We start from the raw sequence: 26,700 nt of genomic DNA, 5'->3' as shown, positions 1-26,700 counted from the left end.
CAGATCGGCTTATTCGATCAGTGACCAGTCCAGCGGCGTGCCGCGTTTGATCGGCGCGCGGGCGCGGCGTCCGAGAATGGCGTCGGTGTGCTTGGGCGGCAGACCGAGGCCGGGACGAATGGCGCGCAGATTGTCCGCACTAAAGGCTTCACCAGCGGCCATATCAGCGGTGACGTACAGCGAGCGGCGGTAAACCACCGACTTCAGTTCAGCCTCGGTCGGGCCGTATTGCACCTGGCCCATGGCCTGCCAGGCGCGTTCGGTTTCCAGCACCAGGCTGGCCATTTCTGCCGGCTCGAGCGAGAAGCTGGCGTCGACGCCACCCGCCGCACGATCCAGTGTGAAGTGTTTTTCCACCACGGTCGCACCCAGCGCCACAGCGGCCACCGACACGCCGACCCCCATCGAGTGATCGGACAATCCGACTTCGCAACCGAACAACTCACGCAGATGCGGGATCGTGCGCACGTTGCTGTTGGCCGGCGTCGCCGGATAAGTGCTGGTGCACTTGAGCAACACCAGATCCTTGCACCCCGCCTCACGGGCCGCGCGTACGGTCTCGTCGAGTTCAGCGATGCTGGCCATGCCGGTGGAGATGATCAGTGGTTTGCCAGTGGCGGCCACGCGGCGGATCAACGGCAGATCAGTGTTTTCAAAACTGGCGATCTTGTAGGCCGGCACATCGAGGCTTTCGAGAAAGTCCACCGCCGTGTCATCGAACGGCGTCGAAAACGCGAGCATCCCCAGCTCTTTCGCCCGGGCGAAGATCGGCGCGTGCCATTCCCAAGGCGTGTGGGCCTTTTCATACAAGTCATACAGCGACGTGCCGGCCCACAGACTTCCCGGATCCTTGATGAAGAATTCGCCCTCAGTCAGATCCAGAGTCATGGTTTCGGCGGTATAGGTTTGCAACTTCAAGGCATGCGCGCCGGCCTTGGCCGCCGCTTCGACAATCTGCAGCGCCACTTCAAGCGATTGGTTATGGTTGCCGCTCATCTCGGCAATGATGAAGGGCGGCGCGTCGGCACCGATCAGACGGTGGCCAATCTTGAAACTGCTCATGTGCGGTGTTCCTTGAAAACTCGGGTAAACCCGCAAGCACCGAGGATGAATTCGGCCTCGCGAAATACATTAAATGAGGGTCGATTGGCCATCCGGCGTTACCGGGGCCACGTTGAGCACCGCGTCAGCCAATGCCGCCGCCACCCGCGGCGCACCGCGCCCATCCACCAGTTGCCGCGAACGCTCGGCCAGGCTCTGGCGCAAATAATAGTTGTCGGCGACAAACCCGATTGCCAGTCGCAGTTGCTCGACACTGACCTGCTCACGCGCGCCCATGAACACATGCGCGCCGGCCGCCGCCATGATCTCGCCGTTGGCCTGCTGGTTGTTCGACACCGCAATGCAGATCGTCGGCAGACCCAGCGCCGCACGCTCCCAACTGGTGCCGCCGCCAGCGCCGATAAATACATCGGCTTGAGTCATGCGCTGATAGAAATCGCTGACAAAACTGTGCAGGCGCCAGTGCGGCCGCGTCTCGGCAAGGGTCTGCATCTGCGCCCATGCCGGGTTGTCGGCACCGGCGAGAAAATCCACTTCCAGCTCCGGGAAATCCGCCAGCGCGAGCATCGCGTGATGAGTCTGCATGGCAGCGTCGAAGCCGCCGAAATTCACCAGCACGCGCGTCGCCTTGGGTTTGATCTCGATGGCCGGGCAGATGAACTCTTCACGCAGCATCGCGTAACGCGGGCCGAGCAGGGTTTGGCAGTGCTCCGGCAGCAGCGGCGCATAGTTTTCGTGCAGGCCGGACAGATTCTGATTGAGCAGCAGATCGACGCTATAACGCCGGGTCGCCAGATCGTCCACCGCAGCAATCCGAGGTGCCCAGCGGCGCGCGGCGGTTTGCCAGTGATGATCGAGACCGTAGTGGTCAGCGATGATCCAGTCGAACCCGGCCTGCCCTTCGAGCAGTGCCGCCAACGCGTCGATGTCCGCCTGCCACGGCAGCATCGCTTCGATGGCCTGCTGCGGGTCTTCATCGGCGTAGCGCTCGGGCAGCGCGAAAGTCTGAAAACCTTCAGCATGCAAGAAATCGAGTCGATGCCCCGGCAAACGTCGGCAGGCAAATGCGACATGACTGCCCTGCGCGCGCAGCACTCGCGCCAGCGTCAGGCAACGGGCGATGTGGCCGCTGCCGATGGTTGGGGAGGCGTCGGCGCGGATCAGCACTCTCATTGCAGTTCTCCACCAGCCTTGAGCGCGGCGTACAGATATTCGGCACGCTGCCAGTCTTCGGGCGTATCGATGTCCTGCACCAGATGCCGGGGCAGAATCACTGGCAGACTGGCCGGCGAAAACATGACCTCGCCACTCAGCCAGGCCGCACTGCGTCCCCAGTAGAACTGGCCTGCATCCTGAAAGGCTTCAGGCAAATCCTGCGAGCGGGTATCGCGAAACTGCGGATACAGCGGCGTCAATGCGCCCTGCCCGTCCAGAGTCAGCGCGCGCTGCACCGGAAAACCGAAACTGCACACCGAAAACGCGAACGACTTGTCTGCATGCTGCTCAAGCAACTCAAAGCCCTGACGCAGGTAGCGCGCCTGCAACAGCGGCGCCGTGGCGTAAACGCAACACGCGTAATCGAAGCTCGGCAGTTGCTGCAAGGCATGCACGATCACCGCCGCTGTGCCGGCGAAATCATCAGCCAACTCCGCCGGACGCATGAACGGCACCTCGGCGCCATGCGCGCGGGCGATCTCGGCGATCTCCTGATCATCGGTGCTGACCACCACCTGATCGAACAGACCCGACTCCAGCGCCGTGCGAATCGAGCGGACGATCATCGGCACGCCGTCGAACGCTTTGAGGTTCTTGCGCGGGATGCGCTTGCTGCCACCGCGCGCCGGAATGATCGCCACACAACTCACGTAAAACTACTCCTCAAGCAGCAGCCGACGCAGATGCTCGACCACATGGTCCTGTTGTTCTTCGCTGAGCAGCGGGAACAGCGGCAAGCTGATCGCCTCGGCGTAATAACGTTCGGCCTCGGGGAAATCGCCCTCGGCAAAACCCAGGTCGCGATAGTACGGCTGCAGATGCACGGGAATATAGTGCAGATTCACCCCGATCCCGGCCGCGCGCAAACCTTCGAACACCTGACGATGGCTGAGATTGCAGCGCTCAGTCTGCAAGCGCACCACGTACAGATGCCAGGCCGACTCGGCCTCCGGCTGCGGGCTGGGCAAGGTCAGTGGCAAGTAGGCGAGCAGTTGATCGTAACGCGCCGCCAGTTCACGGCGACGCGCTACGAAATCATCCAGTTTGCTCAGTTGCGACAGCCCCAGCGCCGCTTGCAGATCGGTGATCCGGTAATTGAAACCGAGCTCGATCTGCTGGTAGTACCACGGGCCATGACTGGCTTCGCTCATCTGCTGCGGGTCGCGGGTCATGCCGTGGCTGCGCAGGCGTTGCAGACGCTCGGCCAGCTCCGGGCGATTGGTCAACACCATGCCGCCCTCGCCACTGGTGATGATTTTCACCGGGTGGAAACTGAACACCGTCATCGCGGCGAATTCGCCGCAACCGACCGGACGCCCCGCGTAGGACGCACCCACCGCGTGCGAAGCATCTTCGATCACAGTGAAGTTGTAGCGCGTCGCCAGTTCGGCAATCTGGCGCATGTCGCAGCTCTGCCCGGAGAACGCCACCGCAACGAGGACTTTAGGCAGTTTTTCTTCGCGCTCGGCTTGCTCAAGCTTGGCCGCCAGCGCAAAAGCGTCGAGGTTCCAGGTCAGCCGGTCGATATCCACGAAGTCGACATCGGCCCCGCAGTAACGCCCGCAATTGGCCGACGCGAGAAAGGTGTTCGGCGTGGTCCACAGTCGATCACCCGGCCCCAGTCCCGCAGCCAGACAGGCAATGTGCAGCGCCGCTGTGGCGTTGCACACCGCCACGCCGTAAGCCGCCTGGCAACGTTCGGCCATGGCCTGCTCGAAGCGTTCGATGGTCGGCCCTTGGGTCAGCCAGTCGGACTGCAAAACTTCGACGACTGCGTCGATGTCCGCCTGATCAACGCTCTGCCGACCGTAGGGAATCATGCCGAAAGGTCCGCGTGCAGGTCAGCGATCTGCCCCACCGAGAGGAACTGCGGATTGGTGTCGGAGCGGTATTCGAAATCCTCGCCGACCGGATGGCCACGCTCGCCGAGCTGATCCACGGCAAAATCCACGTCGACGCTGGTAAAGCGAATCGACGGCTGAATCGTGTAGTGATCGTCGAACTCCAGGGTCATCCGTGCATCGTCCAGCGGCACCATCAATTCATGCAGTTTCTCGCCCGGACGAATGCCGACATTCTTGTGCGGCAAATGCCCGGCCATGCCGCGCGCCAGATCGACGATGCGAATCGACGGAATCTTCGGCACAAATACTTCGCCGCCGTGCATGCGCGCGAAGCTGTCGAGGACAAATTGCACGCCGTGATCGAGGGTGATCCAGAAACGCGTCATGCGCTCGTCGGTGATCGGCAGTTCGGTCGCGCCTTCAGCAATCAGCTTGTTGAAGAACGGCACTACCGAGCCGCGCGAACCGGCGACGTTGCCGTAGCGCACCACGGCGAAACGGGTGTGCTGCTCGCCGGCGATGTTGTTGGCGGCGACGAACAGTTTGTCCGAAAGCAACTTGGTTGCGCCGTACAGATTGATCGGGCTGGCCGCTTTGTCGGTGGACAGCGCCACAACCTTTTGCACGCCGTTGTCGATGGCCGCCGCGATGATGTTTTCCGCGCCGTTGACGTTGGTGCGGATGCATTCGGTCGGGTTGTATTCCGCCGCCGGCACCTGCTTCAACGCCGCCGCATGGATCACGTAATCGATGCCACGCATGGCCTGACGCAAACGCTCGGCATCGCGCACGTCGCCAAGGAAATAACGCATGCACGGCGCGTTGAACGTCTGCTGCATCTCGTACTGCTTGAGCTCATCGCGCGAAAACACCACCACGCGCTTGGGCTGGTATTGCTCCAGCAAGCGGCGGATGAAATTGCGCCCGAACGAACCGGTGCCGCCGGAGATGAAAATCGATTTACCGTTGAACATGTCTTGAGTCCTGTTTGCTGTGCGCAAGGCTTAAGCGAGCAATTGCGCCCAATCAATCGGAGCACTCGGTGCCAAGGTAAAACCCTTGCCGGTCAGCGCCAGATTGGCGTTGTACAGCGGATCGGCGGCGAACATGCCCGGCCATTTTTCGCGCAGCGCTGCCAGTGCCTGCGGCGCCTCTGGCGTGCGGCCCGGGTGGATGACCTGCACCAGCGGCGTCCACACCGTGAGGTAACCGGCAGCACCGGCCTTGAGGCACAGATCGACATCGCTGTAAGCGTCAGCAAAGGTCTCTTCATCCAGCCCGCCGAGCGCATTGAACAGCTCTTTGCGCACCATCAGGCACACGCCGGAGACGGCCGAGTAGTTCTGCTCCACCAGCAGGCGTTGCATGTACACCTCGGCGTCGTGCTTCTCGCCAACAAACGCCGAGCCGACGCCGTTATTCATCCCCAGAATCAGCCCGGCATGGGCAATCTTGCGGTCGCGATTGATCAGCTTGGCACCGACGATCCCGACTTCCGGACGCTGCGCGTGGTTGAGCAGCGATTCGATCCAGTTCGGGTTGACCACTTCACTGTCCGCCGCCATCAGCACCAGGAACTCACCTTGCGCCTGCTCGCTCGCGGCATTGCACAACGCCGCCTCGCTCAGCGGCTGATCGCTATAGAGCACGCGCACCTTGGCGTTGTTCAGCGCGCCGAGCCAATCGTTGACCGCTGCCGAGTGATTCGGATTGGCCGCAATCAACACCTCGTACTGGGTGTAGCGGGTTCGCAGCAGCAAGCCTTCGAGGCAACGTTGCAGCGCCGGCAGATCATCCGAGGCCGGCACAATCACCGACACCTGCGGGCGGCCCGGATGGCGATAATCCACCTGCCAGGTGCCCGGCAACGACGAGGTGACCTGCGCCTTGTAGCCGCGCGTGCTCAGGTGACGCAACAACGCCTGACGTTCATCCGGGTTGTCTTCCAGCGCTTGCGCCTGGGTGATCAGCAAAGGTTCGTCGAGGTGCGCCAGACCGCCCACGCCACCCTGTTCGATGATGCGCAGCAGCAGGTCGAATTCCAGCGCCTTGCTGAAATCAGGCTGATAACCACCGGCCTCGACCAGCACGTCGCGACGAATCAGCCAGTGCCGCGCCATCAGCGCCGGGACACTTTGCAGCAGGTCGAGGTTGAAGCCGCTGCGGAATACGTTGACCAGCGCGCCTTCGGACGTGCGCTGGATTTCATCGGTCGCGACGGCGCGGCAGTCACCGGCAGCCTGCAACTCCAGACCTGCACGCAACAGACCACTGGCGGTAAATTCGTCGCCGGCCTCAGCCAGCAGCAACCAGTCGGCGGACGACTGGCCAACACTCGCGTTCAGCTTGTCGACGAAGTTGCCCTGAGTGACGCGCACAAAGTGCAGGACGTTTTGCGCGGTGGTCGCGGCCGGCGGTTCGCCGGTGGTGAACACCACTACTTTGAAGGCCTTGCTACCGCTTTCCAGCAAACTGTCCAGCGTGACTTGGATCTTATCGATGTCGTTGTCCAGATCGAGCAGCAAAATGCCGAACTGCGGACCACCACCATTCGCCTCCAGATGACGCGAAATTGCATGCGTCTGTTCGGCATCAGGTTGGCGCTCGGCGAGCCATTGGATCAAGCGACCCGTCAGCATCTTGCTGAATGCCGAGTGATTGCCTTCCAGCGACACGGCTTCCAGGCGCGCAAGCCAGTCACCGAGTTCTTGCGCTTCTTGCGATTCGCCCATTGCTTGCAGCTGAGTCACCAGGCGCCTGATCACATCGCGATTGAACACATTGCTGTCGTGGGCCTGCCACAAACGGTCAATCACACTCTCCGGCGTGTCGTTGTTGCGCGCCAGCATCAGGTGCTGTTGCCGCGCCCAGATGCCCTCCAGCCCTCTCAACTGGACGCGGCCCGCCGGCATTGCATGGATCAGAAACTCGAAGTGGGTCAACTGATCAAAGAACGCCTGATTGTAGAACGGCATTTCGACGTACTGTTTCGGGCCGAAACGGCGCTGTGGGTCGGCATCGGTGTCAGTCCAGGTCGAATCCAGAATCAACTCGGCGGTCAACGCACGACTGGTGCGCAGACTGTCGGCCAGTGCTTCGAAGCTCTCGAGCGCAAAGGCTTTACCCTGCTGCGGATCCGCATGCTGCACTTGGGTTGGCAAGCTGGCGACGAAACCGGCGAAGGCTTCACGCTCGGCGACATGCTTGGCGTCGGTATAGGCCAGCGAGTGGTAGATCTCGGTGTTGTGGTCGGATTGCTCATAGTTGAGCTCACGCACCACGTAGGGGATCGGCAGAATTCGCGCCTTGCCCCGGGCCAGCATGTACCAGGTGTGGCCAACCTCTTGCCATTGGAAGATCGTGTCTTCGGGCATTGCGGCATACCAGTCACGCAGAATTGCAGTGCGCTGCACGGCGTAAAACGGCGGCAGGTACTGCCGCATGTATTCCGTCAGGCGCTCCTGGGCCAGATCGGAGCAGTAGTCCTCGCAGACCTTCTTGTCACGGCGGTAGTAGCTGACGCTGTTGGGCAGCGCCAGGTACATCATGCTGTAGCCATGGCACAGGCTGTAATCGGGGTTGGCTTGCATGAAGGCCACCGCCTCATGCAGAGCATCGTGCACGAGGAAGTCATCGTCGGCGGCAAACACCATGTACGGCGTCTGCAACTGCTCCACGCCGTACGCCAGCTTGGCGCGGATGCCCCAATAGCCGTACTGCGGCAAGTGCCGGTAATCAACATTGGCAAACTGTGCGGCCATGCCCGGTTGAGCCTCGACCGAGGAATCCAGCACAAGAATCCTGCACGGCAGGCTGCTGTAAAAACGCACGGCACGACGCAGAAACGCCGGTCGTTCGTGAGAAATCAGCACAACGGTCAACTGATCGTCGAGTGCCAAACCGTGTTCAGAACTATTCTTGCCTTGCATACTTTCCCCACAAACGGCGAGTCGCCGAAAACTCAATTCTGTCGATTAACGTACGCGACGTAGATAGCCGTCCGGCGCCACTGTGATCAGCAACTTGCTGTGAATGGCCTGGTCGATTTCAAAAGCATTGGTTTCTTTCAGGTAAGCCCACACTGCGGTTTTCGGGTTATCACCTTTGCCCCACGGACGATCCGGAAAAGCGTCTGTCGGCATGTCCTCGACCACGGTATCCATGACCACGCAGTAGCTGCCCACCGAGACCATCGGCGCATACAGGCGCAGCTCTTCGAGCACGTGTTCATGGGTGTGGTTGGAGTCGAGCACCACCAGCACTTTCTTGCCCTCGATGCGCGCGCGCACCTGGTCGACAATCGCAGTATCGATGCTCGAACCCTGGATCATGCTGATGCGTTTGCTCATCGGGTGAGCTTCGATCGCTTCGCGGTTGTGCTGACGGATATCGATATCAACGCCCAACACTTCACCATGGCCGACCAGTTCCAGCATCGAGGCGTAAAACACCAGCGAACCGCCATGAGCAATGCCGGTTTCCACGATGATGTCCGGACGCAGATTCCAGATGATCTCCTGCATCGCGACCATGTCCTGCGGGAACTGAATGATCGGGCGTCCCATCCAGCTGAAGTTATAGGTGTACTTGTGCTTTGCGGTGGTGCCGACCCAGGCGAGGGATTCGGCTTGCAGCGCCTTGTCCTGTTGCAGGCCTTCGATGTTGGTTTTTACTTCTTCGCGAAACTGCTCATGAGGATTCATTGCAACTCTCCAAAAAAAGGGGAAACGCTTACTTGAATACCTTGCCGTCGGGGTAAGGCACTGCGTTGGTCTTGATGATCCTGGCGGGGTTGCCCACCACGACTGAAAAATCCGGGACGTCCCTGGTCACCACGGCGCCCGCACCGATCATGACCCAGCGGCCGATGCGCAGGCGCGGCAGGATCGTGGCATTGGTACCGATGAACGTGCCGTCGCCGATCTCCACGCAACCGGCGATGCACACGCCGGGCGCCAGGAACACCGAATGGCCGATCCGGCCTTCGTGTCCCACTACACTGCCGGCGCTGATGCTGGTGTTATCGCCAAGCGTCACTTCAGCTTGCAGCAACACGCCTTCCTGCAAATAGCTGCCCTGCCCCATGCGGGTCATTGTCAGGTCGATGCCAGGATGGATGAACTGGCCCAGGCAGGCACCCGCCTCGACCAGTTCACAGGTGGTTTCGTAGCGCAGTCGCGTGCTGCCGGTAATCAGGTTGACGAACCGCACGTCCGGCCCCTTGAGTTCTGCGACACACTGCGAACCGCCAATCACCGGAACACCATGGAACAGCGTGCCGTGCTTGCGCGGATCATTGTCCAGAAACGCAAATTCGGCGTTTGGCGTATGACGCTTGACCGCGTGCAGCATGCGCACCGCTTCCGGGTTGGCGGCGCCTAACAGATAGGTCTTCACAATGTTTGCCTGCGAGCAAGCAAGTCGAGGATCACGGCGACGACACGCTGCTGATCGGCGTCGGTCATTTCGTGATAGCTCGGCAGGTTGAAAGCGCGCTCGGGCAACGCGAACGCTACAGGCGTTTCAACTATTCGTTCACTGAACATTGGCAGCGAGGACAGCGGCCAGAAAAACACTCGGGCATCGATATCGGCGGCCTGAAATGCCGCGATCAACTCATTGCGATGGATGCCGGTATCGGCATCAAACACTACGGTCGGCATCCAGTAACCGTTGCGCCCATGGGTCGGTTCCGGGTTCAAGGACACACCCGGCACGCCTTCAAGTGCGTGCGCATAGTTGGCGAAAATCGCCCGTTTGCGCTCGATAAGCTCTTCAATGCGTTCGACCTGAGCGCAGCCGATCGCCGCTTGCAGGTTGCTCATCTTGTATTTGAAGCCGACGAAATCCGGCCAGAATTGCTTGGTGCTGCCCGCCACTCGACCATGATTGGAGAGCGTCAGGACGCGTTCGTACAACGCTTTGTCCGAGGTGACAAACATGCCGCCCTCGCCCGTGGTCATGGTTTTCGTGCCATGGAACGAGAAGGCCCCGAAAGCGCCAAGCGAACCGGCAGCCTGGCCGCGCCACTGCGAGCCGATGGCTTCCGCCGCATCTTCGATCACCGGGATGCCGAACTCGCGACCGATCGCCAGCAAGGCGTCCATGTCACACAGATTGCCGTACAGATGCACGGCCAGAATCGCCTTGGTACGCGGGCTGATCGCGTTTCGCACTTGTTGCGGATCGAGGCACCAGCTATCGCTGAGCACGTCGACAAACACCGGGGTCGCGCCCAGATAAGTGATCGGCGCCGCCGAAGCGATCCAGTTGGTATTGCCCAGAATCACTTCGTCGCCGGCACCCACGCCGAGGGCGGCCATGCCCATGTGCAAGGCACCGGTACAACTGGAGGTGGCAATCGCATAAGTCGCGCCCAGATGCTCGGCAAACCCGTGCTCGAAGCGCGTCAGGTATTCGTAGCAGCGCTCGCCCCAGCCGTTTTGCACGGCATCCAGAACGTAACGTGCCTCAAGTTCGCCGACACTCGGCTTGGTGTAATGAATTCTGCTCATCGAATGCTCAACTCCGGAACCGCCACTACAAATCGTGCACCCCATGTTTTGGCCTCGGCCAACTGCTCGGTCACTTCACTCAACAGGTTCCATGGCAGCACGAGGATGTAGTCGGGTTTTTCCACTGCGATACGCTCGGGCGCGACAATTGGAATACGGCTGCCGGGCAGGAACTTGCCCTGCTTGTGCGGGTTGGCATCGGCGACCCAGGCCAACAGATCGGCGCGGATGCCGGCGTAGTTGAGCAAGGTGTTTCCCTTGGCCGCCGCGCCGTAACCGACCACGCGCTTGCCATCAGCCTTGGCCTGCAACAGGAAACGCAGCAGCTCATGCTTGATGCGTTCAGCGGCCGGCGCCAGCGTGGCGTAGTACTCGGCGGTTTTCACGCCGGCAGCGAGTTCGGCCTGCAATTGCGCTTGCACCGCAGGCTGCACCGCGCGGCGTTCGCCGTCCTGGCGCTGCACGAACACCCGCAGCGATCCGCCATGGGTAGTGAGCTGGCTGACGTCGAATACTTCCAGGCCATTGCGCTCGCACAAGGTCTGCACGGCGGTCAGCGACAGGTAGGAATAATGCTCGTGATACAGCGTGTCGAACTGCGCGCCAGCCATCAGCGTCAGCAGTTGCGGAAATTCGAAGGTGGCGACGCCGCTCGGCTTGAGCAGCGCGGCGAACCCGCCGAGGAAATCATTGATGTCCGGCACATGCGCGAGCACGTTATTGGCGGCCATCAAATCAGCAGCCCAGCCTTCGCTGTTCAGTTGCGCGGCGGTGTCGCGGCCGAAGAACAGCTCGCGAATTTCCAGACCTTTCGCGCGCGCGGCTTGTGCAGTGCTGCGGGTTGGTTCGACGCCCAGGCAGGCGATGCCGCGCGTGGCCACGTACTGCAACAGATAACCGTCGTTGGCGGCGACTTCCACCACGCGGCTGTCGGCGTTCAAACCGAAGCGCTCGACCATCTCGGCCACATAACGTTCGGCGTGGGTCAGCCAAGTGCTGGAGAACGAACTGAAATAGGCGTACTCGGCGTCGAACAGGCTGTCGGCGCGGGTGTAATCCTCGGTCTGCACCAGCCAGCATTGCTCGCACACCGCGACTTTCAGCGGCACCCATTGCTCGGCCTGTTCCAGCCGATCGGCATGCACGTAGGCGTTGGACGGCGGCGAGGTGCCGAGGTCGATCAACGGCAGGCTCAGCGGTGCGGCGCACCCACGGCAGTTCATAGACGCACTCCAGCAAAATGTTGATCAAGCGCGGGATGGCTGGAATCCCGGGCTGACAGATTATTGACGGGTAACGGCCAGGCAATCGCCAGGCGTGGATCGTTGACCGACAAACCGGCCTCATGCGCAGGCGCGTAATCGGCGCTGTGCAGATAGAGCAATTCGGCGTCGTCAGTCAGGGTCTGGAAGCCATGGGCGAAGCCCGCCGGGATCAGCAGACTGCGACCGTCGCCGGCCTTGAGGTGCTCGGCGTGCCAGTGCAGAAAAGTCTCTGAGTCGGGGCGCAGATCGACCGCCACATCCCACACTTCACCGCGCAGGCAGGTGATCAGCTTGGCTTCCGGCGCGTTGGCATTCTGATAATGCAGACCACGCACACTGCCGCGCTCGCGGGTGCAGGAATGGTTGATCTGGCGAATATGAAACGCCGCGCCAAAGGCACTCAGACTGCCTTCGCAAAACAGCCGTGCGAAGTGCCCGCGATCATCTTCAAAGCGCTTGTGCACGACGTTGAACAGCCCGGCCAACGGCAAAGCCTGCAAAGAAAACTCGCTCACAACGCGCCTCGGTACAGGTTCAGTTGGCCAAGGGTCACGGCGCGCATGTCATCGCCGTTCTGCCACGCCAAGTGCCAGTCGAGCGTCTGGGTCAGGCAGTCCTGCAACGACCAGCGCGGTTGCCAGCCGAGCAGCTGACGCGCGCGGCTGCTGTCCAGACGCAGCAGACCGGCTTCGTGCAAGTCACTCGGTTCGATGCGCAAGCCACGCGCCTGTGGCCAGCGGCTGGCGAGCAATTCGACCACTTCGCCCACGCTGCACATGTCCGCTTCGCTCGGGCCGAAGTTCCACGCCCCGGCATATTCCGGGCCTTGTTCGTAGAGCCCGGCGGCCAGTTGCAGATAACCGGCCAACGGCTCCAGCGCGTGCTGCCATGGGCGCACGGCTTGCGGGTAACGCAGGGTTACCGGCTCATCAGCCGTCCACGCCTTGAGCACGTCGGGAATCAAGCGTTCCGGAGCAAAGTCGCCGCCACCCAGCACGTTGCCGGCGCGTGCGGTGGCCAGCGCCAGACCGTGCTCGGCGTGCTTCTCGGCCGGGAAAAACGACGCCGCATAGGATTGCGCCAACAGCTCGCAGCAAGCCTTGCTGCTGCTGTAAGGATCGTGACCGCCGAGGGCTTCGTCTTCGCGGTACGGCCACAGCCATTCCTTGTTCGCGTAGACCTTGTCGGTGGTCACCAGCACGCAGGCGCGCACGCAACCGACCTGACGAATCGCTTCGAGCAGGTTGAGCGTGCCCATCACGTTGCTCGAATAAGTGCCGAGCGGATCACGGTAGCCTTCACGCACCAGCGGCTGGGCTGCGAGGTGCAGCACGATCTCGGGCTCGGTGTCGGCGATGATCTCAAGCAGAGCGCCGAGGTCACGCAGGTCGCCGCGCTGATCGTTGATGCCTTCGTGGACCCGCGCCAGTTCGAACAGGCTCGGCTCGGTCGACGGATCCAGCGAAAAACCGCTGACATCGGCACCGAGGCTTTGCAGCCACAGCGTCAGCCAACTGCCCTTGAAACCGGTGTGACCGGTGACCAGAACACGTTTGCCCCGCCAGAAGTTTGCACTCAGGCCCACTGCTTCCATGGGGCCTCCCCGCTCTGCCACAACGCTTCGAGGTGGTTTTTATCGCGCAGGGTGTCCATCGGTTGCCAGAAGCCGTCGTGCTGGTACGCCATCAGCTCGCCGCGCGCGGCCAGACCATCGAGCGGGCCGGATTCCCACGAAGTCTCATCGCTGTCGATCAGCGGCAGGACTTTGGGTGACAGTACAAAGAAGCCGCCGTTGATCCAGCCGCCGTCGCCGCGCGGCTTTTCGGTGAAACCGAGCACGCGATCGCCTTCACGATCCAGCGCGCCGTAGCGTCCCGGTGGTTGTACGGCGGTGACTGTCGCCAGCTTGCCGTGGGTCAGGTGGAAGTCGACCAAGGCACTGATGTTCAGATCCGAGACACCGTCGCCATAGGTAAAGCAGAACGCTTTTTCGTCTTCCAGATACCGCGAGGCGCGCCGCAGACGGCCACCGGTCATGGTTTCTTCACCGGTATCGATCAGCGTGACGCGCCATGGCTCGCTGAAGTTCTGGTGCACGTCCATGCGGTTTTCGCGCATGTCGAATGTCACGTCGGAGGTGTGCAGGAAGTAGTTGGCGAAGAAGTCCTTGATCGCGTAGCCCTTGTAGCCGAGGCAGATCACGAAGTCGTGAATCCCGTGCGCGGAATACTGCTTCATGATGTGCCAGAGAATTGGCTTGCCGCCGATCTCGATCATCGGTTTCGGCTTGAGGTGCGACTCCTCACTGATGCGCGTGCCCAGGCCACCCGCCAAAATAACTGCCTTCATCGTCTCCCCTCTTGTTCTTCACAGGGCGGCACGCGGCTTTTTCAGCGGTGCGGGCCTTCTGGCTCAATCTTTCTGCCGATTCGGGCGCGGGTGGATAGACCGCAAGCGCTCGTTTTATGGCGATTGGAGGGGGACTTGCAGGAAACGCGCCAGCTCGACTGGCTAGTTATCGACTGAACAAGACGAAAAAAAACAGGCGCCGTTTAAGGTCGCCTGTTTTTTAAGCCTCGCGCGACTCGATCAATCCGCCAGCCAGCCATTTTCCCAGTAGCGCAGGTTGTCGCCGCGCAGCACGTAATCGCGCAACACCACTTCGCGCAACTCGTCGCCCATGCGGTAACTGGCGTCCGGATCGGCCAGGTGCATGCGGATCGCTTGCAGCCATTCATCCGTGGAGTTGCTCTTGATCCGCGTACACGGCAAGTAACCGCGATAGGCCTCGGTGTCGGTGCAGATTACCGGGTAGCCACAGGCGCCATATTCCAGCAGCCGCAGGTTGCTCTTGCAGTCGTTGAAGATGTGGAATTCCAACGGCGCCAAGGCCAGATCAAGATTCAGGCTGGCGAGTTTTGCCGGATACACCTCCAGCGGAATCACCCCGTGGAATTCATGCATGTAAGGCAGCAGATCGTCCGGGCACATGCCGAAGAACACCCAGTCGACTTCATTGGCCAGCTCGCGCACCACCTCGGCGATCACCGCCAGGTCACCGTGGTGACTGGTGCCACCGCCCCAGCCGACGCGCGGTTTTTTCGTGGTACGGCGCTGGCTGCGCAGGTCGCACCACAAATCTTTGGAGAGCATGTTCGGCACCACGCGGATGTCGTGATGCATGTCGGACAACGCGTTGGCCAACGGCTCGGTCGACACGACCACGCGATCACACAGACCGATCGCGCGGCGCACCATGCGCTCCATGTCTGGTTTGACCGGCATGTTGCGGATATGCGCATTGCGATGCGGGACGTCGATCACGTAGTCATCGAGTTCGAAGATGCGCCGCGCATTGAAGAATTTCTTCAGCGGCGGAATTTCGTCGATGGCGTGTTCCGAATAGCGCCCTTGCAGCACGATCACATCGGGTGACTGCCGCTCGATTTCGATGATTGAGGGCAGGCCATAGCAAATACGCCCTTGCGCCCTGCTCGCCGCTTCCAGTTCGATCATCGGCTGGCTCATCCGGTAGTGACCGATGGCAGAAGCATTGATCGGTACCGCCAGCACGTTGGGCAATTGCGCCTTGGAAAAAGCGCTCCAACCGGTACGCAGGCCAGGCTCGAGACTGAAGCTGGTGGCACCGATACCCTGCAACGTCAGATTGACGTTGTACGCCGGGTCACGCGCAACCAGCGGCAGCCAGCGCTGATAAAACGTCTCCTGCTCATCCGCATGTTGTTGCAGCTCTTGCGGCGTCGCCGCGACCACTGGCTGCGCACCCAGTGCCAGCAAGGCGTGAGGATTCCACACCACCAGATAACCTTGCTGACCGACGCGCAAACACAGGTCGATGGCATTCAGTTCCTGAGTCAGATCCTGCTCGTCGAGTCCGCCGGCAGCCTCGAATACCGCCTTGCGGACCAGCAGGCAATCGCCGCCGACCGCACTCAGGTCATGCGCAACTTGCAGGCGGAACATGTAGCCGTCCGACTGCAATGGCTGGCCATAAAACGGCAAGCCGGCCGGCCCTTGCAGGCCGAGTATCAGCCCCGCGTGCAACACGCAGCCGTCCGGGTTGAACAACTTGGCACCGACCACGCCGACTTCCGGGCGCTGCGCATGGTTGAGCAACTCGTCCAGCCACTCCGCGTGGGTGATGACCGCAAAGGCATTGAGCTGCAGCACGTACTCACCACGCGCCTGCCCCACCGCAAAGTTGTACATGGCCGAAGCGTTGCCCTGCTGCGGATACGTCAGAACGCGTACCCGGTCGCTGCCCAACTGCGCCATGCCCTCGAGCCATGCCAGCGCCTCAGGACTCTGACTGCCGTTGTCTACCAACAGCAACTCATATTCGGAGTAAGCGGTCTTTTCCAGCAGCGTCTCGACACAGCGCTGCATAGCGGCGGTCTGATCCCGGGCGGCAATGATGATCGACACCAGCGGGCGACGAGCGTGCTTATAGTCGATCCGATTGAGCAGCGGGGAGCCGCTTTCGCGTAGCTCATGAGCGATCCCGAGACGTTGCAGATGCGCTTCAAGCAGCCGCGGATTTTGCGCCAGCACGCCAGGTTCGGAGAGCCATTTCGACAGATCGAATGACGACTCCAGCAACACCTCGGCAACGTGCCCGATCACCTGCGTACCGTAGCTCTCGACCATCCGCCAGAGCAGATCGTGTGGCGCCAGCTCGGCGAACGTCGACTCGAACCCGCCCAGCGCGAGGAATCGCTCACGCTGAAACGCCAGCGCCCGCCCGACGTAGGGAAAGCTGCGCATCAAGTCGAGGTTGAAATCCGGCTTGAACGCAGGCTCCGCCGATTCGCCATCGCGCAGGCTGCCTTCATCGCTGTACAGGCAGGTCAACGTCTGCGACTGCGCAATCCGTTCAGCCATGACCAACAGTGCCGGCGCCACTGGACGATCGCCGGCCTGCAACAGATAGATCCAGTCGGCGCCCTCCAGTTGCGGCAGGAGCGCGTTGATCTGCTCAAGTCCGTCGTCCTCCAGCGGCATATGGAAAACTCGCCCGTCAAGCCGTGCTTCCGTGCAAGAGGCGGACAACACGAGGATCAACTCCGCTGGATAGTCTTGCGCGGCGAGCGCCTCCAGTGTGCGCTTGAGGCCGGCACGACTGCCCTGCGCGTCAATGATGATCGGCACCATGCGCGGCTGATAGGACCAACCGGCGAGCGTTTCCGGGAGCAACCTGCGCTGCCCGTCAGTCAGCACCCGACATTGCAGCCACTGTGCGTAAAGTTCGGCAAAACTGAAGCTGTCGACACCGACACAGCATTCCTGGCGGCTTTGCTTGGAGCCGAGGGTCCGGCTCAGCGGCAGCTCTTCCCATACGCGTGGCGACTCGTCGGCCTTGGTCAACGGGATGTAACGCACCCAACCGGACGCAGGTGCCTGCTCACCGCTGCGTGCCTTGAGCATCTGCAAAATCCATTCGCGCTCGATTTCAACCGCGTCTTTCATCGGTTGTTGCGCGCTCAGACGTTCCGGGTACAGCCGTTCGGCACTCAGTACGTTGTTCGACACCGCCAGATTGCCGCGCCGCAGCAAGCAGACAAACAAGGCGAAATCGAGGGTCGCGACGAAGCAGTGACCTTCCTGGGTCAGCGCCGGCAACAGCTCTTCGACATCGGCGCGACGGAACAACGCATTGCTGAATCCGCCAAGCACGTTGACCGGGAATTTTTCAAAGACGCTCAGCAGGTCGTCGCCCTTGAACAGGCCGCTGACCGGCGACAACGCAGTGTTTTCCAGGCGCGACGGCAGGACGATGTCGCTGGCATCCCATAACAGTCGCTGGGCCAACACCAGGCTGACTTCTGCGCGTGACATCTCGTGCACCTGCTGCTCGATGCAATCGGCATAGAGATGATCGTCGTCACACAGGATCTTGATGTACTCGCCCTGCGCTTCCTTTACGCACGCCTGCAGATTGCCGATCAGGCCCAGCGTGCGCGGGTTGCGCACGTAGCGCACCGCGACCGCCGATTGCTCGACTACGCGCGCCACGATGCTTTCAATCTCGTTGCCCCGGCTATCGTCGCAGACAATGATCTCGAGATTGGCGTAGCGCTGAGTCACGGCACTGCTCAAGGCCTTGCTGAAAAAGCGCGGGTTGAAGGCCGGAATGACCAGGCTGACGAGGGGAAGTGAATTCACGGCGGGCTCACAGGCGGTGCGAGCCCGCTCAGAAAAGCGAGCCCTTGAAACCGCTAAAGACATTAACTATTGAAGGGACAGGGTATACCGGGCGCCGGGCGCCCGGCTGTCGTCAAATTTTGTTGAACAGACCCAACTGGCTGATTTTGCTGAACGCCAGTTGCGCAGCTTGCAGCATGGTCTGTTGCAAGGTCAGACGCGTCATCACTTCGGCCGGATCCGAATCACGGATCGAGCCTTGGGTCGTGGCGTTCGCCAGCGTCAGGCTCTGGTTGGTGGTGCTCTGGTCATCCAGCGACTGACCCCGCGCACCGATCGAAGTGATGGCGGCGCCGATCTGGTTGCCGGCGCTGTCGAGGTTGCCGAGGGCCGATTCCATCGCGCCCTGGAACTTCTGCTTGGCCACCGCATCGCCGTCGAGCGGAGTATTCAATGCAGCCATCATCTGGCCCAGGGTGTCGAGCACGTTCTGGGTCTGGTGGTCGTTGGGCTGGATCGAAAACTGATCACCATTGGCCGGTGTACCGCCGATGGCGAAAGTCACACCGGCCGCTGTGGCATTGCCGCCGACCATGGTGCCTGACGATACGGGTTTGCTGTCGGCAGTCACCGGTGCCGCGTACAGATCGAAGTCAGTGGCGCTGGTGAACTTGAGCACGGCGCCACCCGGGAAGGTGCTGGTGTACGCCGCCTGGTTGGAAACGCTGGAGCCAGTGATCACGGCAGTCGACGGGTTGCCCGGACTGCGCGCAGTGGTGAACGAATCCGGAGTCACCGACAGCTGGAAGCTATGGCCGGCAATCACCGCATCCGGGTTGGTATCACCGGTCTTGAGGTTGATGTTCAGCTTCAGATCGACGCCACGGAAACTCACGGTCTGGTTGGCGCCGTTGGCATTGCTGACCACGCCGTTCTGAGTGGCCTCAGAGGTCACGTCGTTACCCAGCGCATCAGTGATTTTCAACTGGGTGCTGCTGAGGAAGCTGACGGTGTAAGGCTCGCCACCGGTGAATTTCGAGTTGTAGGTGGCGGCAGTGCCAACCGTACCGTTGGTCAGCACTACGCGACCGTCATCCACGGCCGGTGCAGTCATTTGCGTCTGCGTGCGGCTGGTGTTGATGGTCTGCTGGAAGGCATCCCAACCGGTGGTGTTGGTCGCAACGTTCAGACCATCGCCAATGCCCAGATTGATGCTGGTCTGGTCACCGTTGTAGGTGTAAGTGCCATCGACGTTTTGCGAGTACGGTGCAGTGTCAGTCTTGGAGCCGGAGAACAGGTAATTACCGTCGGCATCCTTAGCGTTCATCAGGCCCAGTACTTGTTGCTGGATCTGGCTCAGCTCGGCCGCATAAGCCTTGCGGTCCGCGTCGGTCTTGTTGCCGTTGTTCGCCGCCAGGCCGATTTCCTTGGCCCGTTGCAAGGCGTCGGTGATCGAATCCAGTGTCGATTCCTGCACGGTCAACGTGTTTTTGGTCGAATTGATATTGCCCTTGTATTGCTCGAGCAAGGCACTCTGCTGACCCAGGCGCAGCAAACGGCCGGCACCGACCGGATCATCGGCAGCGGTGTTGATGCGTTGCAGGCTGCTCGCCTCGGCGGCGGTCGCCAGCGCGTTGTTGAAGTTACGCTGATAGTCCGCAGCTTGCGTGCCGTAATATTGGGCGGTGGAAATGCGCATGAATTACGACTCCTTAAAGGCTGTTGATCAGCGTAGCGAAAGTTTCCTGCGCCGCTTTGATGATCTGCGACGAGGCGGTGTAGTACTGCTGATATTTGACCAGGTTGCCGGTTTCTTCATCGAGGTTGACCCCGGACAACGAATCGCGGGCGCCTTTGGCCTGAGTCAGAATCGCCGAGGTGGCGGTGTTGTCCGACTTGCTCTGCGCAGCCTTGGTGCCCACGTTGGTCACCAGTTTGTTGTAGGCGTCGGTCAGGCTGATGCCCTTGCTCGCCGTACCGGTGTCTACGGTTTGCTTGGTTTGCAGTGCGACCAGCGATTGCGCGTTGCGGTTGTCCGAGGACGCCGCGCCGGTCAGGTTCATCGTGAAGGTTTCACCGGCCTTCGGCGTGGCGCTGACGGTGGTCTGCACGGTGAAGGTCTTTTGTACGTTCGGGATGACGGTGGTGTCCATCACCGGGTTGCCGCTGGCATCGACGATGCCGACCTTGAGATTCAAGGTGTTGGCCTGCCCCGGCACGATGGTGCCGGTGCCCATGGAGAAGCCCTTGGCGTCAACCAGTTTATACGGCTGACTGCCGTTGGCGGCAGTACCGAACTCCAGTCTGACCGGCGTCGAGTACTTGAGCGCGGCCTGCATGTCGGCCTGCGACACCGGGTTGTAGATGTCGATGGTGCTGCTGAGCGTCGGCTGGGTGTAGCTGCCGGAATTGTTCGCGCTCGCCACCCCGGTCAACGGCCCTGCTGCGGCGATTTTCTTCGCGTCGGTGAGCACGGTCTGAATGCTGGCTGCCGCGTTACGGGTCGGCGTCACCTTGAAGCTGTCGCCAGCACTCAACGCGCCGCCATTCAGCGCCAGGGTAAAGCCGTCAATCACCGGCGGCGGTGTGGTCGTGGTGCTGAAAGCGCCCATGTCGGTGCCGTCGGAACGCTTGACGCTGTAGTCGGTGGCGCTGGTGAAAGTGATCTGATAATCGCTGGTGGTCAGCTTGCCGGTGTCCTTGATGGTCACATCAAGGTTGCCCGAACCGACACTGTTGCTGTCTTTGGCGATGCTGCGCTGACTGATCAGTGCGGCACTGTTGATGTTGTTGAAAATTGCCGCGCCGAAATCACCGTTCTTGTCGATGCCCTGGGCTTGCTGGCTGTTGACCTGATCGGCCACCACCAGCGCCACACGGCCCAGCTCGTTGAGCGCAGGGTCGAGGACTTCGTTGCGATACGTCAGCAGACCGCCGATTTCGCCACCGCTGATCACCGAAGTGATATCGATGGTGCTCGAACCACGATCCATCTGGATGCCCATGCGCGTCGGGTCACCCTTGCTCGGCACGGCGCTCAGGGTGTTGGTGGTGTTGCCGACCACCAGTGGCTGGCCGGTGCCGACGTATACGTCGAAGCTGGTGCCACGCTCTACCACCTGCGCGCTGACCAGCTCGGAGAGCTGACGTACGGCTTCGTTACGAGTGTCGAGCAGATCGTTGGGCTGGCCACCGCTGGTGGAAATCTCGCCGATCTTCTGGTTCAGATTGGCGATCGAGGTGGCGAGCTTGTTCACCTGGGACGCCATGTCCGACAGGTTGCCGTTGATCGCGGTGTTCTGATCGGTGAGCTGCTTCGACAGCGCGTTGAAACGACCGGTCAGCGCCTGCGCGCCGGTCAGCACCGACTGACGCGAAGTGTCATCGGTGGCCGAAGTCGATACAGCCTGCATCGAGGTGAAAAATTTCTGCAGCACGCCGGTCAGGCCGGTGTTGCTGTCGGACAGCGAAGCGTCGAGGCCGATGGCCTGAGCGCCGTACGCCGCGGCTTCGCTATTGAGCGAAGTGGCAGTGTGCAGTTGCGTTTCCAGATAGGAGTTGTACACGCGGCGCACATCGGCCAGCGTGGTGCCGGTGCCGATGAAAACGCTGCCGTACTGCTGCGAGGACTTGGTGCCCTGCACGGTTTGCTGGCGTGAATAACCGGCGGTGTCGACGTTGGCAATGTTGTTGCCGGTCGTGGCCAGAGAGGATTGGCTTGCAGACAACCCCGACATCCCGATATTGAGCAAACTCATGATTCAAACCTTACCTTATGTTTATAAAGGCGTCGTGGACACGCCCGCCGCAGCGTAGTTCGGGGTGTAGCCCTGGGTGTTACCCATCTGCCTGGCAATCTGCGAAATCTTGCTTGCGTAGTTCGGGTCGGTCGCGTAACCGGCCTTCTGCAACTCGCGTACAAACTGTTCTGGGTTATCGGCCGACTTCAGCACTTCTTGATAGCGATTGTTGCTCTGCAGCAAAGTCACCAGGTCATGGAAGCTGTCCTTGTAAGAGGCGTAGGAACGGAACTCGGCCGTCTCCTTGACCATCGCACCATTGCGGAACTCGCTGGTGATCGCCCGCGCCGAATCGCCCTGCCAATTGCTGCTGGCCTTGATGCCGAACAGGTTGTGGCTGCTGCTGCCATCCTGGGCGCGCATGACCGATTTGCCCCAGCCGGTTTCCAGTGCAGCCTGAGCCACGAGGTAACGCGGATCGACACCGATACGCTCGGCAGCCTCTTTGGCCATCGGCAGCATGGTGTTGACGAATTCGTCGGCCGAACTGAAAGCTTTCTTCGCCGGCGCCAGCGGAATCTGCGCCATCGCGCGACCGTAGACCTGCATCTGCCCGCCCGACGCCTTGTCGGCTTCGGCACGCGACAGCCAGTCGCCGTTGTACAGCGGGCCGGTGCCAGTGCTGGCGAGCGTGGTGCTGCGATCCGGCAATGCAGTCTTGTTGACCGGCGTGCTCGCGGCGGTGGCCGACGGCACCAGACCTGCAAGCAAGCGATCAGCCAGTTTCGGCGGCAGTGCCAGACGACGCTGGTTGATCAACGCCATGTCATTGCTGTGCGTGAGCTGAGTGCTCGGCACTTTGGCCGAACGCGAGGCCCACAGCGGACGCTCGCCATTGAGTCGCGACAGCGCGCCGTTGGTGCCGAGGGTGCCCGCGGCAATCGGCGTCGCCATGTTCGCGGCAGCGGCTTTCGCTTCTGCCTGCTTGGCAGCGGACGCAGCTTCAGCCTCGCCCGGTGCCATTGGTTTGTTCTTCGACATCTGGCGCATCAGCACGTCGGCCAGACCGATACCACCGCCCTCGCGGGACATGGAAACCGCCAGTTGCTGGTCGTACATTTCCTGATACTGCTTGGCGGCCGGCGTATTGAGCGGATTGTCCTCGCCCAGTGCGTTGGTTGCCGAGCGCATCGATTTGAGCATTTCACCGAGGAACAGCGACTCGAATTCCTGCGCAACCTTGCGCATGTTCGCATCGCTGTCCTTGTCGCCGACCTTGAGCTGGTTCAGACGATTGAGGTCGGAGTAGGAACCCGAATCGCTGCTGCCAACCACACCGCTTTTGCGCATATCCATAGTGGCCGTCCTCAGATCACGATCAGGTCGGCTTGCAACGCGCCGGCCTGCTTCAGTGCTTCAAGAATCGCCATCAAGTCACCCGGTGCCGCGCCGACCTGGTTCACCGCCCGCACGATCTCGTCGAGGGTAGTGCCCGGACCGAACTTGAACATCGGCTTGGCTTCTTGCTCGGCGTTCACACGCGAGCGCGGCACAACCGCCGTCTGGCCGTTGGACAACGGACCAGGCTGGCTGACAATCGGGTCTTCGGTGATGGTCACGGTCAGGCTGCCGTGGGTCACGGCGGCCGGCGAGACTTTCACGTTCTGGCCAATGACGATGGTGCCGGTGCGCGAATTGATGATGACTTTCGCCACCGCCTGACCCGGATCGACTTCGAGGTTTTCCAGGATCGACAGATAGTCGACACGCTGGCTCGGATCGAGCGGCGCGGTCACGCGAATCGAACCGCCGTCAATCGCCTGAGCGACACCAGGGCCGAGCATGTCGTTGATCTTGTCGACGATGCGCTTGGCAGTGGTGAAGTCGGAACGGTTGAGGTTCAGCGTCAGGCTGTTGCCCTGGTTGAAACCGCTCGGCACCGAACGCTCCACCGACGCACCGCCGGGGATGCGACCGGCCGACGGAACGTTGACGGTGATCTTCGAACCGTCACGCCCTTCCGCATCAAAACCGCCGACCACGAGGTTGCCCTGAGCCACGGCGTAGACATTGCCATCGATACCTTTGAGCGGGGTCAGCAACAACGTGCCGCCGCGCAGGCTCTTGGAGTTACCGATCGACGAAACGGTGATGTCGACTTGCTGACCGGGCTTGGCAAACGCCGGCAGATCAGCACTGATCGACACCGCTGCAACGTTCTTCAACTGCACGTTGCCCGACCCGGGCGGCACCTTGATGCCGAACTGCGAGAGCATGTTGTTGAAGGTCTGCAGGGTGAACGGGGTCTGCGTCGTCTGGTCACCGGTGCCGTTAAGCCCGACCACCAGGCCATAGCCGATCAATTGGTTGGAACGCACGCCGGAGATACTGGCGATGTCCTTCAACCGTTCGGCTTGTGCAGTGAATGCCACCGGCAACAACAGCGCGGCCAGCATCAGGCTTTTCAGATTCAACGTGGCCACCTAGAAAGGGAACAGCGGGCTGAGGAAGAAACGGTCGAACCAGCCTGGCTGACTCGTATCGGCAAACGCACCGGTACCCGAATAGGTGATGCGCGCATCGGCAACCCGGGTCGACGAAACGGTGTTGTCGGTGGCGATGTCATCGGCGCGAACCATGCCGGCAATGCGCACCAGTTCGTCACCGGTGTTCAGGGTCAGCCACTTCTCGCCACGCACCGCGATGATGCCGTTGGGCAATACATCGGCAACGGTGACGGTGATCGAACCGGTCAGGCTGTTGCTCTGCCCCGACTTGGCATCGCCCTTGGTCGAACGGTCGGCGCTGTAGCCGGCGTTCAGGCTAAGGTCGCCGCCACCAATCGGATTATTGGTGGTCAGGCTGGAGCCGAACAACGAGCTCAGACCAACCGAGTTGTCACTGTTCTTGTCCATCTGCGAGTTGGCGTTCTTGCTCGCCTGCGTGCGCTCGTTCAGGGTGATGGTGATGATGTCACCGACCCGGAACGCCTTGCGGTCGCTGTACAGGTTCTGCTCGAAACCGGCCTGATAGATCGAGCCGTTATTGGCCGCAGCCGGCAACGGCGTGCGCGGCAGCACCGGAGCGTAGTAAGGGTCATTGGGCTTGGGCGTCGGAGCGACGCAGCCCGCGAGCGAGACCACCCCACTCAATGCCAGAACAGATACAAAGCGATTCATGACCCTACCTCACGGTGTTGCAGGCAGCCTCATGGCCGCCCCAAAGACTTGATTACAGATTCTGCGTTACGAACGAGAGCATCTGGTCGGCGGTGGAAATCACTTTGGAGTTCATCTCGTAAGCGCGCTGAGTGGTGATCATGTTGACCATCTCTTCAACGGTGCTGACGTTGGACGTTTCCAGGGTGTTCTGCAGCGTGGTACCGAAACCGGCCAGCCCCGGAGTGCCGACTTGCGGCGCGCCGGAAGCAGCAGTTTCCAGGAACAGGTTGTTGCCCACGGCTTGCAGACCGGCCGGGTTGATGAAGTCAGCGGTCTGCAGGTTGCCGATCACTTGCGAAGCGGCGTTGCCAGGCAAGGTCACGGAAACGGTGCCGTCATTGCCGACGGTGAAGGTTTGCGCGTCGTTCGGGATAACAATCGCAGGCTCCAGAGCGAAACCACTGGCGTTGACGATCTGGCCATTGGAATCGAGGTGGAATGTACCGTCACGGGTGTAGGACGTGGTGCCGTCCGGCTGCAGGATCTGGAAGAAACCGCGACCGTTGATGGCCATGTCCAGCGGCTGCTCAGTCGTTTGCAGGCTGCCGGCGGTGAAGTTTTTCTGAGTGCCGACGATGCGCACACCGGTACCCAATTGCAGACCCGTCGGCAGTTCGCTGTCTTGAGTCGACTGGGCGCCTGGCTGGCGTTTGATCTGGTACAGCAGGTCCTGGAATTCTGCGCGGTCACGTTTGAAACCCGTGGTCGACACGTTGGCCAGGTTGTTGGAAATGGTAGTCAGGTTGGTGTCCTGAGCGGACAGACCTGTTTTGGCAACCCATAGAGCCGGAAGCATTCGATTCTCCTCGTGCGCCTGTTTTACGGCGCGACGTTCTGATAATTAGCTGATCTGCAAGACCCGAGCCATGGCCTGGTCGTCGTCTTTGGCGGTGTTCATCATCTTGATGTGCAACTCGAACTGCTTGGCCAGGGCCAGCACCGAGGTCATCTCTTCGACGGCATTGACGTTGCTCGACTCAAGAAAACCCGAGACCAGTTTGACGTTGGCATCGGCCTGCGCCGGCTGGCCGTCCTTGGTGTAGATCGAGCCGTCGAGGCCTTTATTCATGTTCTTGATGTCCGGGTTGACCAGTTTGATCCGGTCGACTTCGGCCATCACGCGCGGGCCTTCACCCATCGCGCGAATACTGATGGTGCCGTCTTCACCGACTTCGATCTGCTGCTCGGGCGGCACGGCGATCGGACCGCCATTGCCCATCACCGGCATGCCGTTGCCGGCGCGCAACACACCGAGGGCATCGACGTTCAGGCTGCCGGTGCGCACGTAGCTTTCGCCACCGCTCGGGTTCTGCACGGCGATCCAGCCGTTGCCGGTCACGGCCACGTCGAGGTCACGACCGGTCTGCACCAGCGAGCCAGGCGTGAAGTCGGTAGCGGGCCGCTCGCTCATGGCAAACGCACGCGCCGGAAAGCTGTCACCGAACACCGGCATCGAACGCGCCTGTTCCAGGTCGCGCTGAAAACCGTTGGTGGAGATGTTCGCCAGGTTGTTGGCATGCGCCTTTTGCGCCAGTGCGTTCTGGCTGGCGCCGGTCATTGCCACATAAAGGTACTTGTCCACACTCTTTCCTCTGCATGCCGGACGTTTGCCGCCCACCGCTGTACTGCTGAGCCTTAAGCAATTTGCAGACCAACTTTTTTCTGGCAGCACGAAG

The 26,700-nt window shown here is 61.1% G+C and carries 20 protein-coding genes and 1 pseudogene; all 21 read right to left on the bottom strand.

Annotated features, from left to right (window positions below; translation table 11 throughout):
• Positions 1 to 9: 9 nt before the first annotated feature.
• Positions 10 to 1,062, bottom strand: a complete 1,053-nt coding sequence (gene pseI, locus ACP7BN_RS14480) for a pseudaminic acid synthase (RefSeq protein ID WP_426204924.1) — start codon at positions 1,060 to 1,062, stop codon at positions 10 to 12.
• A gap of 75 nt (positions 1,063 to 1,137) precedes the next feature.
• Positions 1,138 to 2,235: pseudogene (gene pseG, locus ACP7BN_RS14475) on the bottom strand (UDP-2,4-diacetamido-2,4,6-trideoxy-beta-L-altropyranose hydrolase); the annotation flags it as partial.
• Positions 2,232 to 2,927, bottom strand: coding sequence for a pseudaminic acid cytidylyltransferase (pseF, locus tag ACP7BN_RS14470; RefSeq protein ID WP_426204922.1), 696 nt, complete (start codon positions 2,925 to 2,927; stop codon positions 2,232 to 2,234). The gene pseF and the pseudogene pseG, both read right to left, overlap by 4 nt.
• 6 nt (positions 2,928 to 2,933) lie before the next feature.
• The gene (gene pseC / locus ACP7BN_RS14465) at positions 2,934 to 4,097 is read right to left on the bottom strand and encodes a UDP-4-amino-4,6-dideoxy-N-acetyl-beta-L-altrosamine transaminase (protein ID WP_426204921.1); all 1,164 of its coding nucleotides are present in this window, start codon (positions 4,095 to 4,097) and stop codon (positions 2,934 to 2,936) included.
• A complete protein-coding gene (gene pseB / locus ACP7BN_RS14460) occupies positions 4,094 to 5,095 on the bottom strand; it encodes a UDP-N-acetylglucosamine 4,6-dehydratase (inverting) (protein WP_426204918.1) in 1,002 nt (333 codons plus the stop codon). The genes pseC and pseB overlap by 4 nt, the downstream gene beginning before the upstream one ends.
• A 30-nt stretch (positions 5,096 to 5,125) precedes the next feature.
• Positions 5,126 to 8,050 carry a glycosyltransferase family 2 protein gene (locus tag ACP7BN_RS14455; protein ID WP_426204916.1) on the bottom strand — a complete coding sequence of 975 codons (2,925 nt, stop codon included), beginning with the start codon at positions 8,048 to 8,050 and terminating at the stop codon, positions 5,126 to 5,128.
• Positions 8,051 to 8,095: 45 nt separating this feature from the next.
• Positions 8,096 to 8,824: a cephalosporin hydroxylase family protein gene (locus ACP7BN_RS14450; protein ID WP_426204914.1), complete on the bottom strand. Its 729-nt coding sequence runs from the start codon at positions 8,822 to 8,824 to the stop codon at positions 8,096 to 8,098.
• 28 nt (positions 8,825 to 8,852) lie between these two features.
• A complete protein-coding gene (locus ACP7BN_RS14445; protein WP_420647953.1) occupies positions 8,853 to 9,518 on the bottom strand; it encodes an acetyltransferase in 666 nt (221 codons plus the stop codon).
• On the bottom strand, positions 9,515 to 10,636 hold the full coding sequence (locus tag ACP7BN_RS14440) for a DegT/DnrJ/EryC1/StrS family aminotransferase (RefSeq protein ID WP_426204912.1): 1,122 nt from the start codon (positions 10,634 to 10,636) through the stop codon (positions 9,515 to 9,517). Before ACP7BN_RS14440 ends, ACP7BN_RS14445 begins: the two co-directional genes overlap by 4 nt.
• Positions 10,633 to 11,859 (bottom strand): methyltransferase domain-containing protein, encoded by a 1,227-nt coding sequence (locus tag ACP7BN_RS14435; RefSeq protein WP_426204910.1) that lies wholly within the window; start codon positions 11,857 to 11,859, stop codon positions 10,633 to 10,635. The genes ACP7BN_RS14440 and ACP7BN_RS14435 overlap by 4 nt, the downstream gene beginning before the upstream one ends.
• Entirely contained in the window at positions 11,856 to 12,416 is a 561-nt protein-coding gene (locus tag ACP7BN_RS14430; RefSeq protein ID WP_420647950.1) for a dTDP-4-dehydrorhamnose 3,5-epimerase family protein, read from the bottom strand. The genes ACP7BN_RS14435 and ACP7BN_RS14430 overlap by 4 nt, the downstream gene beginning before the upstream one ends.
• Entirely contained in the window at positions 12,413 to 13,495 is a 1,083-nt protein-coding gene (gene rfbG / locus ACP7BN_RS14425; protein WP_426204907.1) for a CDP-glucose 4,6-dehydratase, read from the bottom strand. Before rfbG ends, ACP7BN_RS14430 begins: the two co-directional genes overlap by 4 nt.
• Positions 13,477 to 14,250, bottom strand: coding sequence for a glucose-1-phosphate cytidylyltransferase (gene rfbF / locus ACP7BN_RS14420; RefSeq protein ID WP_420647948.1), 774 nt, complete (start codon positions 14,248 to 14,250; stop codon positions 13,477 to 13,479). The genes rfbG and rfbF overlap by 19 nt, the downstream gene beginning before the upstream one ends.
• Positions 14,251 to 14,490: 240 nt before the next feature.
• Positions 14,491 to 18,084 carry a glycosyltransferase gene (locus tag ACP7BN_RS14415; RefSeq protein ID WP_426204905.1) on the bottom strand — a complete coding sequence of 1,198 codons (3,594 nt, stop codon included), beginning with the start codon at positions 18,082 to 18,084 and terminating at the stop codon, positions 14,491 to 14,493.
• Between the two features lie 112 nt (positions 18,085 to 18,196).
• Positions 18,197 to 19,762 carry a flagellar hook-associated protein 3 gene (locus ACP7BN_RS14410; protein ID WP_426204903.1) on the bottom strand — a complete coding sequence of 522 codons (1,566 nt, stop codon included), beginning with the start codon at positions 19,760 to 19,762 and terminating at the stop codon, positions 18,197 to 18,199.
• A gap of 13 nt (positions 19,763 to 19,775) precedes the next feature.
• Complete coding sequence (flgK, locus tag ACP7BN_RS14405; RefSeq protein ID WP_426204901.1) at positions 19,776 to 21,821, bottom strand: flagellar hook-associated protein FlgK; 2,046 nt, start codon at positions 21,819 to 21,821, stop codon at positions 19,776 to 19,778.
• Between the two features lie 21 nt (positions 21,822 to 21,842).
• Positions 21,843 to 23,159 (bottom strand): flagellar assembly peptidoglycan hydrolase FlgJ, encoded by a 1,317-nt coding sequence (gene flgJ, locus ACP7BN_RS14400; protein WP_426204899.1) that lies wholly within the window; start codon positions 23,157 to 23,159, stop codon positions 21,843 to 21,845.
• Between the two features lie 11 nt (positions 23,160 to 23,170).
• A complete protein-coding gene (locus ACP7BN_RS14395; RefSeq protein ID WP_420648096.1) occupies positions 23,171 to 24,259 on the bottom strand; it encodes a flagellar basal body P-ring protein FlgI in 1,089 nt (362 codons plus the stop codon).
• 27 nt (positions 24,260 to 24,286) lie between these two features.
• A complete protein-coding gene (gene flgH / locus ACP7BN_RS14390; protein ID WP_402805901.1) occupies positions 24,287 to 24,982 on the bottom strand; it encodes a flagellar basal body L-ring protein FlgH in 696 nt (231 codons plus the stop codon).
• A 52-nt stretch (positions 24,983 to 25,034) separates the two neighbouring features.
• Positions 25,035 to 25,820, bottom strand: coding sequence for a flagellar basal-body rod protein FlgG (gene flgG, locus ACP7BN_RS14385; protein WP_420647942.1), 786 nt, complete (start codon positions 25,818 to 25,820; stop codon positions 25,035 to 25,037).
• A gap of 45 nt (positions 25,821 to 25,865) precedes the next feature.
• The gene (locus ACP7BN_RS14380) at positions 25,866 to 26,606 is read right to left on the bottom strand and encodes a flagellar basal body rod protein FlgF (RefSeq protein WP_420647941.1); all 741 of its coding nucleotides are present in this window, start codon (positions 26,604 to 26,606) and stop codon (positions 25,866 to 25,868) included.
• Between the last annotated feature and the right edge of the window lie 94 nt (positions 26,607 to 26,700).

This window comes from Pseudomonas sp. TWP3-1 (genome assembly GCF_049896625.1).
In the GTDB taxonomy this organism is placed as follows: domain Bacteria; phylum Pseudomonadota; class Gammaproteobacteria; order Pseudomonadales; family Pseudomonadaceae; genus Aquipseudomonas.
Note: the sequence above shows the minus strand (reverse complement) of the source record. Positions and strands in the feature narration are given on the sequence as shown.

Excerpts from the sequence above, each read along its gene's own strand:
- ACP7BN_RS14410 (WP_426204903.1), bottom strand. The coding sequence starts at position 19,762 with ATGCGCATTTCCACCGCCCAATATTACGGCACGCAAGCTGCGGACTAT.
- rfbG (WP_426204907.1), bottom strand. The coding sequence starts at position 13,495 with ATGGAAGCAGTGGGCCTGAGTGCAAACTTCTGGCGGGGCAAACGTGTT.
- ACP7BN_RS14435 (WP_426204910.1), bottom strand. The coding sequence starts at position 11,859 with ATGAACTGCCGTGGGTGCGCCGCACCGCTGAGCCTGCCGTTGATCGAC.
- pseC (WP_426204921.1), bottom strand. The coding sequence starts at position 4,097 with ATGATTCCCTACGGTCGGCAGAGCGTTGATCAGGCGGACATCGACGCA.
- flgK (WP_426204901.1), bottom strand. The coding sequence starts at position 21,821 with ATGAGTTTGCTCAATATCGGGATGTCGGGGTTGTCTGCAAGCCAATCC.
- ACP7BN_RS14455 (WP_426204916.1), bottom strand. The coding sequence starts at position 8,050 with ATGCAAGGCAAGAATAGTTCTGAACACGGTTTGGCACTCGACGATCAG.
- rfbF (WP_420647948.1), bottom strand. The coding sequence starts at position 14,250 with ATGAAGGCAGTTATTTTGGCGGGTGGCCTGGGCACGCGCATCAGTGAG.
- ACP7BN_RS14395 (WP_420648096.1), bottom strand. The coding sequence starts at position 24,259 with ATGCTGGCCGCGCTGTTGTTGCCGGTGGCATTCACTGCACAAGCCGAA.
- flgH (WP_402805901.1), bottom strand. The coding sequence starts at position 24,982 with ATGAATCGCTTTGTATCTGTTCTGGCATTGAGTGGGGTGGTCTCGCTC.
- pseB (WP_426204918.1), bottom strand. The coding sequence starts at position 5,095 with ATGTTCAACGGTAAATCGATTTTCATCTCCGGCGGCACCGGTTCGTTC.
- ACP7BN_RS14450 (WP_426204914.1), bottom strand. The coding sequence starts at position 8,824 with ATGAATCCTCATGAGCAGTTTCGCGAAGAAGTAAAAACCAACATCGAA.
- flgG (WP_420647942.1), bottom strand. The coding sequence starts at position 25,820 with ATGCTTCCGGCTCTATGGGTTGCCAAAACAGGTCTGTCCGCTCAGGAC.
- flgJ (WP_426204899.1), bottom strand. The coding sequence starts at position 23,159 with ATGGATATGCGCAAAAGCGGTGTGGTTGGCAGCAGCGATTCGGGTTCC.
- pseI (WP_426204924.1), bottom strand. The coding sequence starts at position 1,062 with ATGAGCAGTTTCAAGATTGGCCACCGTCTGATCGGTGCCGACGCGCCG.
- ACP7BN_RS14440 (WP_426204912.1), bottom strand. The coding sequence starts at position 10,636 with ATGAGCAGAATTCATTACACCAAGCCGAGTGTCGGCGAACTTGAGGCA.